Source organism: Chlamydiifrater volucris (assembly GCF_902806995.1).
GTDB classification, from domain to species: Bacteria; Chlamydiota; Chlamydiia; order Chlamydiales; family Chlamydiaceae; genus Chlamydiifrater; species Chlamydiifrater volucris.
On sequence record NZ_LR777654.1, the window covers coordinates 680,500 to 696,694 of the forward strand.

At 41.3% G+C, this 16,195-nt stretch carries 7 protein-coding genes; all 7 read left to right on the forward strand.

Annotation, left to right across the window (positions count from 1 at the left end):
• The first annotated feature begins 240 nt into the window (after nucleotides 1–240).
• Nucleotides 241–1,863, forward strand: coding sequence for a hypothetical protein (locus tag KJA62_RS02935; protein WP_213318533.1), 1,623 nt, complete (start codon nucleotides 241–243; stop codon nucleotides 1,861–1,863).
• A gap of 77 nt (nucleotides 1,864–1,940) precedes the next feature.
• On the forward strand, nucleotides 1,941–4,730 hold the full coding sequence (locus KJA62_RS02940; RefSeq protein WP_213318534.1) for a hypothetical protein: 2,790 nt from the start codon (nucleotides 1,941–1,943) through the stop codon (nucleotides 4,728–4,730).
• A 233-nt stretch (nucleotides 4,731–4,963) separates the two neighbouring features.
• On the forward strand, nucleotides 4,964–7,768 hold the full coding sequence (locus KJA62_RS02945) for a hypothetical protein (protein WP_213318535.1): 2,805 nt from the start codon (nucleotides 4,964–4,966) through the stop codon (nucleotides 7,766–7,768).
• Nucleotides 7,769–7,886: 118 nt separating this feature from the next.
• A complete protein-coding gene (locus KJA62_RS02950) occupies nucleotides 7,887–10,508 on the forward strand; it encodes a hypothetical protein (RefSeq protein WP_213318536.1) in 2,622 nt (873 codons plus the stop codon).
• A 160-nt stretch (nucleotides 10,509–10,668) separates the two neighbouring features.
• On the forward strand, nucleotides 10,669–13,275 hold the full coding sequence (locus KJA62_RS02955; protein WP_213318537.1) for a hypothetical protein: 2,607 nt from the start codon (nucleotides 10,669–10,671) through the stop codon (nucleotides 13,273–13,275).
• A 183-nt stretch (nucleotides 13,276–13,458) separates the two neighbouring features.
• Nucleotides 13,459–14,433, forward strand: coding sequence for a hypothetical protein (locus KJA62_RS02960; protein ID WP_213318538.1), 975 nt, complete (start codon nucleotides 13,459–13,461; stop codon nucleotides 14,431–14,433).
• Nucleotides 14,327–16,177: a hypothetical protein gene (locus KJA62_RS02965; protein WP_213318539.1), complete on the forward strand. Its 1,851-nt coding sequence runs from the start codon at nucleotides 14,327–14,329 to the stop codon at nucleotides 16,175–16,177. Before KJA62_RS02960 ends, KJA62_RS02965 begins: the two co-directional genes overlap by 107 nt.
• Nucleotides 16,178–16,195 lie beyond the last annotated feature (18 nt).

The window sequence follows — 16,195 nt, forward strand, 5'->3', positions numbered from 1 at the left end:
AGTTTTATCTTACTCAATCTATAAACTTTAGAAAAAAATTGGAATATGCGAAGTTCTTTGTCGTGTCCGTAGAAGAATACTGTGACAAACAAAACTTCCACCTCTTTCACCTTGGACCAGGAGGTTTTTCCATATCCAAACCTTATATTACCTCTCACTATATTACCTCTCACCTGGTTAATAGATAGTTACGTGCATTGCATGCTTAGATCCTTCAAAAAATACTAACCTCTTTAAGTAATGAGCATCTCTAAACCCTCTTCGACCCAATATACACCGACGGAAAATCCTACTTCATACTCCCTTAAGGAGCAGATCTCAGCTAATTTACAGATTGTGGAGGAAATTATCAAAGGCCCCTTATCCTCAGGATCCCCATCAACCAAAGCAGAAGAACTGAAACATCAAATCACTTCCCTCTTTAGCCTCGGCTATAGCTCAAAACTAATTTCAGAGGCTTTATCAGTGTCTGATCTTTACTTAAAAACTCTCCTGAAAAAGAATATGATTCTGACAACTCCCCAATATAATCTAGTCCTAGCTAATTGCCGAGACCTAAGCGAATCATCAGGAAGCAGTTCTACTCAAACAGCCCCTCAATCACTATTGGATCCTTCCTTACATGAGGATATTAGATCGGAATCTTCGAAAGAAAAATACTTGGACTCTCATCTACCTTTGAAAAAACGTAAAATCTCTTTGCAATCGCTCCCCAACCCAACAGCACCCTCCTTATCACCACTGAAAGATATCTCACAGACAGAGGCTCTACAACAAGAAAGAACTTATCAAGAACAACCTCCCCAACCAGGCAAGAGGAAAGAAAAAAGTCACCATATAGACGATCCCCATCTAGAAATTTCCAGCTCTTCAGAAGAGGAGGAAGAGCCTTCAACAACCCTTACTCAGGAACAACTCGTCATTCTCGTAAAAACTATTCAACACAAAGACAGAGAGAGAGGTCTAGGCCAAATTATGTGTCCGAATAGACAATCGGTGACAGAAGGGAAACACTCTTGTTTATTGTGTCAGTTTACACAACAACTTCTTCGCGGCAATCCGGTAGTACTAGTTAGGCAATTAAAAATGCTTTTGGAGTACACAGATGTAAGTAAGTTATCGTCAGCGCTAGCTTCCTTATTTGCCAAAGAAAGTACACATGCAGTACTTGAAAAAAGAAGGCTTTCCAACCTTGAGGCAGCGATCATCATTGATAAATGTGAAATAGGCGATGCCATATGTCTCCCTGGGTACCAAAATCCAGCCTCACAACTAAGGTTGTACCAATCCTTGGATAATGTTATTCGCCAGGAATTAAAATCCCCATTGACTCAAGCTATATGGCAAGCATGGCAAACAGACAGACCTCCCTTCTACCCTGCACCAGCCTTTCCAAGAACAGTCTTCATCATCAATGAGACAGGACATCTGCAAAAATTATCTGCAGAGCTATTATCTACCCTTTTCTCTAAAGTTGCTCACCGTTATTTTGCTCAAAGAAAAGATAAAACCTCTCGAGGAAAACTTGAGACAGGGATGCCTCCTCGAGTTTCAGATTTTCTTGCAGACATGACTCTAGCGACCTTAGAAGCCCTCAAACGATCTGGAGTGGGAAGCCCTTTTTTACTCTCTTCCCCTGAAGGACCGTTATTTCCTTGGTCAACCGTAGACCATGTATTCTCTCTTATTCTTGTCTCCAATCCCACGTGGAAAGTAGCCGTTCTCCCTAGCAAACTTTCTTTCAAAACAACAGAGGAACTATCTCTACCAGAAGAAGTCATATGTATGCTTCAACCCTCTATGCAACAATTTGCTGCAAAAAACAGAATATATTTACCTGGAGTTACTCCTTACTCCAAATAAACTACTGATGAACAGAGTTATTTTCTCTCTTGAATCTCGATCTTTCGACCTTTTCCACAACCTAACGTAGTTAAACAATGACCATATCTAGAACTTCCGAATCCCAACAACTGGAAACACCTTCTACGGCATCCTTGGAGGAACGTATTTCTGCTAACCTTAGGATCATAAAAGAAATTACCCAAAACCTTACTTTCCACCCAAAACCTCCTGACCATGATCCTGATAAAGAAATTTTACGAAGCCAAATACTTTCTATTGCTTACCGTGGTTTCTCTCTACCACTCATGGCCGAAGCTATGGCCATTTCAAATATTTTCTTAAGGACTATGATCAAGGAACATAAGACATTAACTCTAAGTCAATACAACCTCATTCTCTCCAGCTGCAGAGATTTATCAGAATCCTCAGGAAGTAGTTCTACCCAACCAGCGTTAAGAACTCCGAGTTTACAAGCCACTGCAGAAACAATCACGTTAGAAACAACAGCAATAGAAAAGACTGAGCCCGTCCTCTCCGTACCCGCGAAGAAAAGAAAAACTTGGAGAGTAACTTTCGCAGAGCAGAAAGAAAAACCTTCAGAAGCAGGAGAAAAAACTAGGAAAACACCTAGACTATCAGAAAAAGCTTCCGCTGCCCTAGAATTACTTTTGGACACTGTTGCTCTCAATAGAGGACTGGAATCTCCTTCCACTATTCCATGTCCTAAGAAAGGCTCCGAACCACAACATCTGTGTTCCATATGCATGCTGACAATGCAGCTTTCCAAGCTGTCTCCAAGTCATTTATTTTCCCAGTTAGAATTTTTGCTTTCATACTCTTCCAAAGAAGTTTTATTGGAGGTACTAACCAATCTAATTGAAAACAAAGAGGTTTCTATCACTCCCAATAAAACCTCTTTTTCCTATCTGGAGCTTGTATACCTTGTTTCCGATTGTAAAATTGGAGAAGTCGCACAAGTTCCAGGTAGAAAGCATCCCTCCGAAGAAGTGGAACTTTATCGATCAATGTCTTGCATCATCAAAGGCGGAACCTCCAACCCTCTGACAAGACTTATTACTCAAATTTGGAACTCTGATGTGGAAATAAGAAACAAAGAAGCGCCTCTTCTCATTGAGGAAGAGGATAAAAAACTCACATCAATTTTACCTTCGTCGCTATCCCCCATTTTTTCCTCCATAACTCAAAGAAGACTACAAGCAAAAGGCAGAGAAGATCGTCGATATGGATTATCTCCAGCCTTTGTGAAACTCCTATCCAACATTACCATGGCATCTCTTCATGCTTTTAAAACCTCTTCTTTAAGTTCTTCTTACTTAACAAAAACTCCTTCGGGGGAATTAGCAGTTCCTAGATACGTGCTGAAACATATATGCAGCTTGATCCTAGCAATACACCCTTTTTGGAGGGTAGAAATTCTTCCTTGTACAATTTCCCATGGCCCAAGAGAAACTCTTTCTATGACGGAAGAATCTAAGAAGGTTATCATGCCAGCACTAAAAAACTTTATGCACACCAACAGAATTAACCAACCAAGAATGCATTATTTTGAAGAACTATCAAAAAAATCTACTACCACGCAGCCCCCTTCAGGAGCTCTAGATCCAACACAGTTAAGGACAATGTTTACTCAAGCCCCTGAAAGCGTGCTAGTAAGCTCTTTAACAGAAGCTCGCGAGGAATCAGAAGACTCCTCAGTAGAGCTTGAAGAAGTTGCAGGCTCATCAAGAGAAGTCCCACAAGAACAATCCCGTGGAAAAAGAACCGAAAAGACCCATTACCTTCAAGCGCTCCCTGAAGAAACGGACTACCCTCCTGCTCCTCAAGGAGAACTCATAGAACTCACAGAAACACCTTCTGATCCCGTAATGACCCCAGAGGCACTCTTCTTTTTATTAAACGTGTTAAAAAATAAGCCCGACAAAGGAAAAGTCCTTATACCCTGCCCTAATATCCTGCAAGGATCCATCTTTAAACACTCGTGCCCATTGTGTATTCCAGCAAGAAACCTTTTAACTAATAAATACTCACAAGTAACCAAGCAATTAGCAGAATTACTAAAATATACAACAGAACAGCAATTATTATATGCTCTAATGACTCTATTTTCTGCTCAAGCTTTAAGAGAGTTACCCAAGAGAATAAAACTCTCAAACCTTGAGTTGGCCTGCCTCATACGTCTTTGCGGCATTGGGGACAGTATATGTCTGCCAGGGAAACTAAATCCTGGCTCCCAAGTACCTCTTTATTGCTCTCTCAACAGTGTAATCCAGGCAGGGTTACAAGCGCCGTTGACACAAGCGATCCTAGAATTATGGGATACTTCCCCATCATTGCCCTATCCCAAAGAGGAATTGTTATTGTCTACATCGGTTATAGAATCCGACGGCTCTATTCAAACATACCAACATTCTGCCTTACAGGAACTATTCACCCCTATTGCGCAACGTTTCTTCTCCTTTTTAGGAAGTGAATGGCGACGCAGAAAATATTCTGAAAACATGTCGCCTCGACATACGAAATTCCTTGCTACCCTTACCATATTCTCTATAAGAGCTCTCCAAGATTCCCCCTTAGGAACCTCCTTTCTCCAAAACTCCCCCCAAGGCCCGCTCTTCCCCAGATATGTCTTGGACCACGTTTATTGCTTAATACTTCTCGCAAACCCTGCTTGGAGGGTAGTCGTTCTCCCAAGCAAAGCCTCCCCAGACACCGTAGAAGAACTAACTTTCCCCTTGGAAGACACCTACCACCTGTATTCTAAGTTACAAAAGTTTACAAGAACCAACCGTATTCTTATGGCCGGGAACACTCCTTTTAGCACCAAAAAAACTATCCGAGGAGAAGAAGATCCCGAACAAACCTGAGAATAACAATGGCGTTAAAACTACGAAAACTATAACCTACTCGTTCTCTGAAACAAAAGGTTCTCAATATCTAAACCAGTAGAGAACAAAAAAGCTCTGAACGCACTCCTCTCCTCCTTGCTAGGGTAGTCCTGACAATGCGTTAGAGGGGAGATACTTTCTGAACTACTCCTACTAAGTCACCTAATTCCTTCTGGCAACTTTCACCGAGATATCATCAAGTCAGTAGTGTTATGAGCGTCTCTAGGTCTTGTGGAACGGAATCTTTAGAACAACGGGGAAATTTCCCTTCATCGTTAAGTAGCCGTATCTTATCTAATATCCAACTTATTCGAGAAATCACAGAATCTCCACCTTTCTTCCCTGCTTCTCCGGATTTCAATACAGAAAAGGAGATCCTACGCAGCCAATTGTTTTCCATAGCAGCAAGAGGATACAATTACTCGTTGGTAGCTGAAGCTATGGCTGTCTCTGGCGTCTATATGAAAGTTATGTTACAAGAAAATACTGCTCTCACAAGAGCTCAGTTCTACTCCATACTCTCCGGATGTCGAGATTTGTCAGAAGCTTCTGGAAGTTCCTCACAACCTCCTCCTTCAATACCAATAGTTGTCCCTGAATTAGAAACTTCTGAAGAGCAGGAATCGATGGAAGAATTACAAGTTCTAGAAACATTAGCAACCAAAAGATCAAAACCTTCAGAAATAGAGGAAGTTCCTGAAGAGTCCCTGCTCCCCCATACAGATTTAACAATCGTTACCGAAACAGGCTGGCAAGAAAGAGAAGCTAGTAATCTACCCTTAAAAAAAAGAAAGACATGGCAACTACTGCTGCCTCCACAACAAAAACAACCTTCAGAAGAAACTATTCATCCACAGACTTCCTTCGAAGCACCCGAAGAAGATTTATTCAGAAAAACATCTTCTTTCTTTGTTCTTCTAGATGCCATTGTCAAAAACAAAAGAAGAATCCCCCCATTCAAAATCCCTTGCCCAAACGGAGGACGCGAACAACAACATGTGTGTTCTATATGCATGTTGTCTCATCACATAATGTCATCAGAATCGAGCCGCACTTTGTCACAACAATTGGAAACTCTTCTTCTACACACAACCAAAGAAGCTCTGGTGGGTGCACTAATCTCCCTTACCGAAGAAGGCAAGATGACCTCTCTATACGACAAAAAAGTGTTCACCAGACTCGAAGTAGCTCGTATCGCTGCCAAGTGTAATATGGGAGATGCCATATGCCTCCCTGGAGTAAGAAATCCTGCTGAGGAAGTCACTCTTTATGAAAGCATGGAACGCGTAATCAAAGGTGGATTACAACACCCTTTAACTCAAACAATCAAAGAACTGTGGGAATCTTCTACGCCTGTACCAAAGATGGACCCTTCCATCCTTATGGAAGAACATGAGAATAAATTTAGTCTTGTCGCCCCCTCATCTCTTGTTCCAATTTTCTCTTCACTAACACTGCGGTGTTGTTATCATGGAAAAAGGAAAGACCGTAGAACACCTTTATTCCCTTCCTATGCCACTTTCGTCGCCAAACTAACTATCCTCTCTCTACAAGCCATAAAAGCGTCCCCACAAGGGATCAAATATTTAACTAAAACAAGTTTTAATTGGACGGCTTTTCAAAAAGAGACAGTAGCTCACGTTTATTGCCTTATACTAGCCTCTAATGATTCATGGAACATTGAGGTATTGCCTACTGTATTGTCTGTAACACCCAAACAAGTATTATCTTTCTCCACGGAAGATATGATTAGAATGACACCCTCCCTAGCAAATTTTGTTCGAATTAACGGTGTTCCCAGACCTCAAGGCATTCGTCTTGCATTCGTGAGTCAAACCGCAACGGAGGAGCTGCAAGAACCTAGCACATCACGTCTTTCTTCTGTGGACCAGGAACCTCAAAAAAAGAAAAGAAAAACCCATCATGTGGAGGAAGCAGAGTACGTGGAAGAATCTACTTCTCTCCGAACATCCGAAATATCAACCACTTCAGGAGAAACAGGTAGTCAAGAATCCACCTTGGCATCATTACGTACCCCCTTGTCGTTCCTTATGAACTTCATCCTTCAGACCAAGGGCCGAAGAATGTCTTTAGTGGACTGCCCCAACAGCTCAGGACCAACCTCCGGACATACTTGTTCCCTATGCCTTTTAGCCAAAGGTATTATCCAAAGACAATCCTTTCTTCTCATAAAACAGCTAGAACGTTTCTTAAACTACACAACAATGGATAAGCTAATACAAGCTTTAATAAACGTATTTTCCTCAGATCTTCTGACCGAACTTCCCGAACGACATTCTTTAACCAATGTAGAAATGGCTACCATCATAAGAGACTGTGGGATAGGAGACGAGATAGTGCTTCCAGGAGGTAAAAATCCTGCTTCTCAAGTAGATCTATACCTTGCTATGGAACACATAGTTTCTTCTGGATTACGTGAACCTTTAACCGCAACGATTTTAGAATTATGGAAAACTCACTCTCCTACTTCTCCCTTGCAAAGCAAGGAGCCCCTCTCCGTCATTATAAAGAAAAAAGATGGAAGTATCGGCACATGCCAAAAATCGCTTTTACAACCCCTCTTTACCCCCATATCGCAACGGTACTTTGTACGCAAAGGAGAGCGTTTTTCTAGAGGCAAAACAATAGAAGTTATGTCCAAAAAATCATCAGCATTTGTAGCCAAAGTTACAATAGCTACATTAAAGGCTCTTGAGAAATCTCAACTAGGAGCTCCCTACCTAGTCTCTTCTCCTTTAGGATCTGTCTTTCCCTGGAGAGTCGTAGAACACATTTTCAGTCTTATTCTTGCTGCAAATGCATCATGGAAAGTTGTTGTTCTGCCAAGTCAGATATCCCCAAGATCTGCGCAAGATCTATCGCTAACTCAGGAGGAGATTGCTGAGGTTTTACCCGCATTGCAAAGATTTACTCGACTTAATAAAATTTTCTTGTCCGGCAAGAGCCCTTTCGTCAGAAGAGGACCTGAAGAAGCAGAAGAGGAAGAAGAAGACTAAAAGAAGAAAGGAACCAAGCCATCCACCAGTAATTCTGTCTCAATACTGATCAACGTAGAATCTACAGCTTACCTATATCCCTTTTCCCTTAACACCTCAGCAGTACCTGCATAGCACAATGAGTATATCCACATCCCCTAAAACTCCACTGGAAAAACCAGCAGAACAAACCACACCTTCCATCGCAGAAAAAATACAAGAGACTCTCAATACTATTCAGGAAATAATCCAAACGCAACATGTTACAGGACTTGCTTCTGGACTTATACACAGTCAAATTCACTCTCTAGTCAGTAAAGGGTTTGGTATGCCTTTAATAGCTCAGGCCATAGTTGTTACCAACATATCGCTGAAGACCCTTCTCAAAGAAAATCGCTCTCTAACAGCAGCAGAACTCAATCTCGTATTGTCTAGCTGCAAAGACTTAACAGAAGCTTCAGGCAGTAGCTCCTCATCGCAACAAATCCTTTCCGAAGAAAAACCTCAAACGCCTCAAGAGTCCCCTCGCCTACCCCTGAAAAAGAGACCTCTTAAGCACTTAGAGCAATTCGAAGTTGTTGAAGTGCCGGCAGAAGCACCTCCACCAAAGAAAAAACATTCCGAAGAAGAGTCTCTTGCTAAATCTTTGCAATTCCTACTAACAACAATACGAGAAAACAGGTATCAAAAAGTTCCTTACCCAGTTTATTGTCCAGAAGCAAGCCGTGAACAGGCAGCGATGCACCGATGCGAAATATGTTCTTTAACAAAAAATATTATTGAAGAACAAAATCATTACCTAATCTTTCAGATGGAACAACTTACAGAACACGCCCATTTACAAGATGTGGTAAAAGCAGCTGTGGAATTAATTAACAGCGGGAAAATTACAAGCTTGCAAAAGGGGTCTAGACTATCTTATTTGGAAGCAGCCCATCTAGTTGTTAAATGTAGATTAGAGAATAAATTATTTCTCGCAGACAGACCCATCTCCCAGAAATTACTCGCCATCTACCAAGCAACGAAAGATGTTGCATCCATGGGAATCAATCATCCTCTGACAAAATTTGTAATCCAACTATGGAACTCTCCAGAAAAATTGACACCAGCGCAAACAATATTGGCTGCCGACGATAAGGGAAATGCAAGCTTGCTTTCTATCCCACTTTTCTTGCCTACGTTCTCTGCCCTCCACCAACGAAGATTTTTTGCTGGAGGCTCTTCAAGCGCTAGACCCTTATCTATTTACCTATCCTTGTTCCTGTCTGAACTAACGATGGCTACCTTACACGCAATAATAAGCTCTCCTCAAAATGAACTTTATGTAACAACAACCCGATTTGGGAAAAAAGCTATCTTATGGAGAACTGTGAACCATGTTTTAGGATTAATACTGGCATCGTCTTCGGATTGGCATCTTGAAACACCCAGTAGCAAACTTAATTTTGGTGTGCCTGAAGATCTTAGGTTTCCTAGCGAAGATCTTAACATTGTTTCCCAAAGCCAACAATCATTCATAAGAACCAACCAAATACTACAGACACGAATGGCTCAATCTCTGCCCTCCGTAGAAAATCTACCTGTAGAAAGCCTCCTTTTAAATTCTTCCTCAATCCATGGGACAACACTCGCTACACAGGCTGCCCCTGCAACGCTGGAAGAAGCCCCCCCAGCAACACCACCTGCTTCCTCTACTCCACTCAAGCACCAACAGAAAACGCACCATGTAGAATTAACAACAGCGGGAATGGGACATGCCCCTAGCGAAGAATCAGGACCTGCATCATCTTCCCCAACGCAAGAAGAACTCCTTCAACGCCAATCCGTAGCGTTTTTGTTGAAAATGATTGTTCTCAATAAACAACGAAAGATCGACCCGATCATACCCTGCCCCAATGACTCCTCTGGAGGCAGCCTACATCACATATGCCCATTGTGCTTCCTAACCAAAATTCTTTTCTGCAAAAGGAGACTTCGTATAGTAAACCAAATCGAAATCCTCCTACAGCATACGACGGAAACTGCTCTAGTTGACACTATGATGAATTTGCCGCTCGGTAGAACCATTCTCACTCTTTCTGAGCAGGAACTTTTACTACCATTGGACCTTGTCTATATCGTTGCCAAATGCAAAATCGGAGAAGCTATGCAACTACCGGGCAAAAGAAACCCTACGGATTTGATTGATCTGTACTACTCCACAGAGAAGCTTATCCTTGAGGGACCTTCAAATCCCACAACAACCCTTATAAGCAATTTGTGGGAACAAACTACTCCAGAGGTTGTGCAGTCTATTCGCAAAAAAAATACGTTTCCTGTAAGGATCTTCAAAGATGGCGCCTTACAATCACTATCTCTACGGCAGTTATCTGACCTTTTCTCCGGCCTTGAGATACAGTTTTTCCAAAGATACAAGGAGAAAATGATAAGAAAACAGAAGGGGTCAATGGGTAAGCCTTATGTGAAGTTCTTTAGCACCTTGGCCTCGTCGACATTACATGCTCTTATAGATTTTGAAGAAGCCAAATCTTATCTTGTTGACTCTCCTGAAGGACCAGCAGTTCCTTGGGAACTCGCTCAACACGTATGTGGTTTAATGCTATCCATAAACCCTACCTGGAAACTATCTATAACCCTTTGCAAAGCTTCCCTTGGTGATTCGCAAGAATTGAGTCTACAAGAAGAGGTCGCTACTCCTCTATTCCAGAATTTACTGAAGTTTTCAGAGAAGCATTCTATGTCCTATCCCTATACCGGGTAGAGTAATGCAATATTAGCCTATAACGTCTAAATAGAAAACATGGTGAAAAATAAAGAAATACGAAGCATCCGCAATTCCCACCCCCAATACCGAATGAAAATACAACCTACAATCCGTTGTCAAACAACTAATTTTTAGTACTTAACACATATATCGTACTATGAGCATTTCTAAACCCGCTAAATCTCCATCAGAAAAACAAACGGAACAACAATCTGCCCTTTCCATAGAAGAGAAAATACGAGAGACTCTATCCGCTATTCAGGAAATAATCCAGACGCAACACGCCAAGGGATTCGCTTCTGGGCTTATACATGCACAGATCAACTCTCTAATCCATGAGGGATTCGAACTCCCTTTGATATCACAATCCATGGTTATTGCCAAGGTATCGTTAAAGACTCTCCTTAGGGAAAATAGATCCTTAACAACGGCAGAGATCAAACTCATAATGTCCACTTGCAAAGACCTGACAGAATCTTCAGGCAGTGGCACTTCATCACAAAAAATGACTTCAGAAGAACGCCCTGAACCTCCACAAGAGCTTCCCCCATCTCGATTACCTTTAAAGAAAAGACCCCTCAAACAAGTAGAGAAAATAGGAGCTCCCGTAATCACAACAGGAGAACCTTCGGTTAAAAAGAAACGATCAGAAGAAGCATTGTCTTCGTCCTTACAATTTCTCTTAAAAACGATACGAGATAACAAAAATACAAAAGCTCCCTATCCTGTTTATTGCCCGGAGGCAAGCCGTGAACTAGTAGTGACCCACCAATGCACGATATGTTCTCTAACAAAAAATATTATTAATCAGGGAAACCATCACCTAATCTTTCAACTAGAACAACTGGTGGGGGAAGTTTGCGTAGAAGATTTGACAAAGGCAACGATGGACTTAATCCATGAAGGGAAGGTAAAAAACTTACAAAAGGGTCTCGCATTATCTAATCTGGAAGCAGGCTACTTAGCTATTAAATGCAAATTAGAAAACAAGCTGGGCCTTGAGGAAAAGAAAGTTTCCCTGGAATTATTAAATGTTTATCAAATCGCGAAAGATGTCGCGTCCATGGGAATCGAAGCCCCTCTGACAAAATTTATCATGCAATTGTGGGGATCTCAAACAAAACTGAAGACACCAGATATAATACTGGCTGCCGACAGTAATGGAAATCCCAGCGTCCTTTCTGTTCCACTTTTCTTGCCTACGTTTTCTTCCCTCAACCAAAGGAAATTATTTTCGGGAGGCACTTTAAGCCTTAGGCCGTTCTCCATCTATTTTTCTATATTTCTGGCCAAGACAACTATGACTACCTTACATGCAATAATAAACTCCCCTCAAAACGAAAGTTACGTAGTGGAAACCCCGTTCAAGAAAAAAGCCATCTTATGGAGAGCTGTAAACCATACCCTGGGTTTAATATTAGCATCCGCTTCAGATTGGTTTCCTGAAGTGCCTTGTTGCAGATTAAGCATAGGCGCATCTGAAGATCTCAGATTTCGCAAAGAAGATCTGGAAATCGCCTCCCAGAAACAAAAAATGTTCGTGGAAACCAACCGAATACTTCTACCACAAATAGCTCAACCTATTCCATTTGTAGGAGGACTACCCAAAGAGAGTTGTCTCCTAAATTCTTCTCTGACACAAAGACAAGTCCCCGTCACACACACTCCCTCCGAAAGCTCCTCGGAGAGCCCTCAGACAGCATCTATTTCCACTTCACTTAAGCATCGAAAAAAAACGCACCATACAGAACCATCAACAGAAACGAAACAAGCTCCCTGTAAAGAATTAAGCTCTGCCTCTTTTAGACAAAAATCTTCTCACCTTCAAACTTTGTTATTTCTCCTGGAAATGGTACTAATCAACAAACAACGAGCCTCTCCAAAAATACACTGTCCCAGAAGCACTTCAGAAAATAGTCTACACCATATATGCTCTTTATGTTTCTTGGCTAAAATACTCTTTCATAGGAAGAGGCTGCTTATAGTTGCTCAACTGGAAGTCCTTCTGGCGCACACCACAAAAAATGATCTAGCTAATGCTATATTAAAGCTACCCTTTAATAGGACTATTTACACTTTGTTCGAGCAAGAAGTTCTGTCACCTTTAGATCTAAGTTATATTATTTTTATTTGTAAAATTGGAGAAGCTATGCAACTCCCTGGAAAAAGCAATCCAGCAATAATGACAGGTCTATATTATTCCATAGAGAAAATTGTTCTTGAAGGACTTGAGAATCCCATGACAGTCCTTATAAACAATTTATGGAAGCACACCATTCCTGAACCCTCAAAATTTGTCCGAGAGAAAGGAAAACTTACTGTGCTAACCCTCAAAAGTAATTCTCTAAAACTTTTATCCAAATCGGAAATCATGAATTGTTTTTCTACGCTTGAATTACAAACTTTCCAAAAATGCGAAGGGAAGGTAGTGAGAAGATACAGAAAATCTATGGACAAGGCTCACATAAACTTTTTTGGATCTTTGGTTTTGTTTACCCTACAGGACCTCTTAAGTTTCAACGAAGCAAGACCCTATCTCACGAACTCTCCAGCAGGGCTAGCCGTTCCTTGGGAACTCGTTCAGCACGTTTGTAGCTTGATATTAGCTATAAATCCTGCGCAGAAAGTATCTATCACTGGTTGCAAAGCTTCTCTTGGTAAATTACAGGAGCTAGGGTTTCCAAGAGAACAAGGAGGATCTCTATTTCAAAATTTACAGCTCTATGCCAATAGGAACTCTATTTCTGTCCTTGCTTTCAGGTAGCACAGTTGATTTTCTACCCCTGCTACTGCCATGCATGAAATCTTATCTGAAAAGGCTTCTCATTTCTCAAAGCAACATTCTCCCAGAAACTACGCAAATTAAAAAGGATAGCCTTACACCTAGAGATTTTACCGACTACCTTCTTGCACCTTGTCACCACCAAAAAACAACTAAAAACCCACAATGAGCATTTCCAAAACCCACGAAACTCCCCAACAAACAATTTCACAACCGTCCTTAGAAGAGCGCATATTAGCTAACCTAGAAATTATCAAGGATCTAGCAAAATGCCCTACTTTCTTCCCAAAGCCTCCAGATCATGATCCCGACATAGAAATTCTTCGGGGGCAAGTACTCTCTGTAGTAGCAAAAGGATTTTCCCTTTCTCAATTGGCCAAGGCCATGGCTGTTTCCGATGTTTATCTGAGAACCATGCTCTCCGAAAGATCGGCTCTTACATGTTCTCAATATGAGCTTGTCCTTGCCACCTGCAAAGATCTCGAAGAAGCATCAGGAAGTGGATCCTCACAAGCTGCACCTCCGATGCAACCTCCTTTGCCACAGATTTCTGAACTATCTCTTAGAAGAAAAAGTGAAGAAGAAGAAGAAAAAAAAGCCAATCCCATTCCGCTGAAAAAGAGAAAAACGTGGCGAGTATTGTTCGAGAAAGAGAAAGAAACAGAACCTTCAGATGATCAACAAGCACTAAGACAAAGGGAAGAAATATCCATGTCCTTACAAGTGCTTTTGGACACGGCCATAGAAAGCCAAAATGAAGAACAAATCCTTCGCATTCCTTGCCCTCGTAGAGGATCCGAACAACAACATATCTGTTCCGTCTGTACGTTGACCGCAGATTTGTCTACCACAGAAGACTCTCGCGTATTGCAACAGCTACATACTCTCCTCATGCATGTATCAAAGGAAGATTTATTGAGAGTATTAACAAATTTGTTGGAAAAAGGAGAACTCTCTTTTTCAAAAGAAAAAAAAAGGGATTTCTCATTTGGAACTCGCCTACATTGCTGCAGACTGTGGAATAGGGGAAGCAATGAGAATTACAGGACAAAAAGATCCCACCGAAGAGGTGGATCTTTACCGGGCTATGTCGGCTGTTATCAAAGAAGGTGTTGGAGGAACATTAACAAGTCTCATTAAGCAACTTTGGGAGGCTGATAAACCTGTGTATCCTCTAGAAAAAACTATCTTAATCGAGGAGCACGATAAGACAACCTTATGTCTATCCCCTCAAATGTTGCATCCCATATTCCTTGGACTGACCCAAAAACGTGCATATTCAAAACAAAGATTAGAACGACAACAAGGACTCTCCCTCTCTTTTGTCAAACTCTTGTCCAGACTGACCATGACATCCCTACAAGCATTCAAAAACTCTATACTATGCCTTCCTTACTTAGTACAGACTCCATCAGGAGACAAGGCCGTCCCCAGGCATATATTGAGACATATATATGCACTAATTCTTGTAAGCCATCCTACATGGAAAGTAGAGGCTGTTCCTTGCAAAATATCCATTGGAGCTAGAGAAATGTTTTCTCTTCCAGAGGCAGCAGTTGAAGAACTCCTTCCCGCAATAAGAAAATTCATAGAACTTAACAATATACAGAAAAGCAGAATCAATTACTTTGGAGATTTATCTACAAGACGTCCGCCCAAATCCGCTCCCTCTCAGACTATAGATCAGGGCAAAATAAAACAACTTGTTGCAAAAACCCTTCAGGCGCAACCTCAACCAGCATCTGAAGGGTTCGAAGGAAGCGAAGAAGAATCTACAGAGAAAGGATTACGAGAAACATTGCCTCTAGAAACTTCTTCACCATCGGCATTTCGCACTGAAGAAATCAGCGAAGAAGGGCGATCTTCACCAAGGTCAGAAGAAGGCTCTGAAGAAATGTCTGAGCCTTTGTTGTTTTTGTTGGACTCTATCCTCAAAAACAAGGGTAAAGAACAGCTTGTCGAAGCAGAATGCCCAAAGGTTAGTAACCATATTTATGGAAGCTCCTGCTCATTATGCATTCTAGCTACACAAATTTTAAATCAACAACATGAACCCTTTATCAAACAGTTAGAGGCGATTATGGAATACACAACCAAAGAAAAATTAGTGCAATCATTGATAAACTTATTTTCCACAAAATCTCTAAAAAATCTTTCTAGTAAAGAGAAATTTTCTAACTTTGAAATAGCATGTATTATCAAATCATGTGATATCGGGGACGAGATATGCTGCCCAGGAAAGCTAAACCCAGGATCCCAAGTAGACCTTTACTGTGCACTAAACGAAGCCATCAGCTGTGGATTACACTCTCCTTTAGCCCAATCTATCATGGAAATATGGGACTCTTCAGTTCCTCTCACCTACACTAAGCGTCAAGATCTGCTGTACGTTCCTATTATAAAGGCGGATGGTTCTGTTTATAAATGCACGCATGAACTCCTAGAAAACAAACTTCGACCAACAGCACAACGAATGTTCTCCAAAACAACGGAAGGAATGCGCAGAAGAAGATATTTAGAATGCATGCCCTCTGCCTACTTGAGGTTTGTGACATACTTATCTCTGTTCACCGCCAAAGCTCTTAAAGATTCTCCTTCAGGAACTCCTTTTCTAGAAAAGTCTCCCCAAGGGCCCGTTTTGCGCGAAAATGCTTTGGAACACATATATAGTCTGATACTTCTAGCAAATCCTATACGCAAAGTGGTTGCTCTTCCAAGTAAGGTGTCTCCCGAAAAAATCGAAGAATTCTCATTATCTGAAGAGGAAACCGCCATAGCACATTCCCATCTTCTGAAATTTGCTAGAACCAACCGGTTCTTCTTGGCTGGAAACAGTCCTTTCAGCCTAGCGAAAAATTTACCCATAGAGAGCGAAGAGGGATAAAAAATCAGAAAAGCTAAA

Coding starts and splice junctions, on each gene's coding strand:
- KJA62_RS02935 (WP_213318533.1), top strand. CDS start 241: ATGAGCATCTCTAAACCCTCTTCGACCCAATATACACCGACGGAAAAT.
- KJA62_RS02940 (WP_213318534.1), top strand. CDS start 1,941: ATGACCATATCTAGAACTTCCGAATCCCAACAACTGGAAACACCTTCT.
- KJA62_RS02945 (WP_213318535.1), top strand. CDS start 4,964: ATGAGCGTCTCTAGGTCTTGTGGAACGGAATCTTTAGAACAACGGGGA.
- KJA62_RS02950 (WP_213318536.1), top strand. CDS start 7,887: ATGAGTATATCCACATCCCCTAAAACTCCACTGGAAAAACCAGCAGAA.
- KJA62_RS02955 (WP_213318537.1), top strand. CDS start 10,669: ATGAGCATTTCTAAACCCGCTAAATCTCCATCAGAAAAACAAACGGAA.
- KJA62_RS02960 (WP_213318538.1), top strand. CDS start 13,459: ATGAGCATTTCCAAAACCCACGAAACTCCCCAACAAACAATTTCACAA.
- KJA62_RS02965 (WP_213318539.1), top strand. CDS start 14,327: ATGAGAATTACAGGACAAAAAGATCCCACCGAAGAGGTGGATCTTTAC.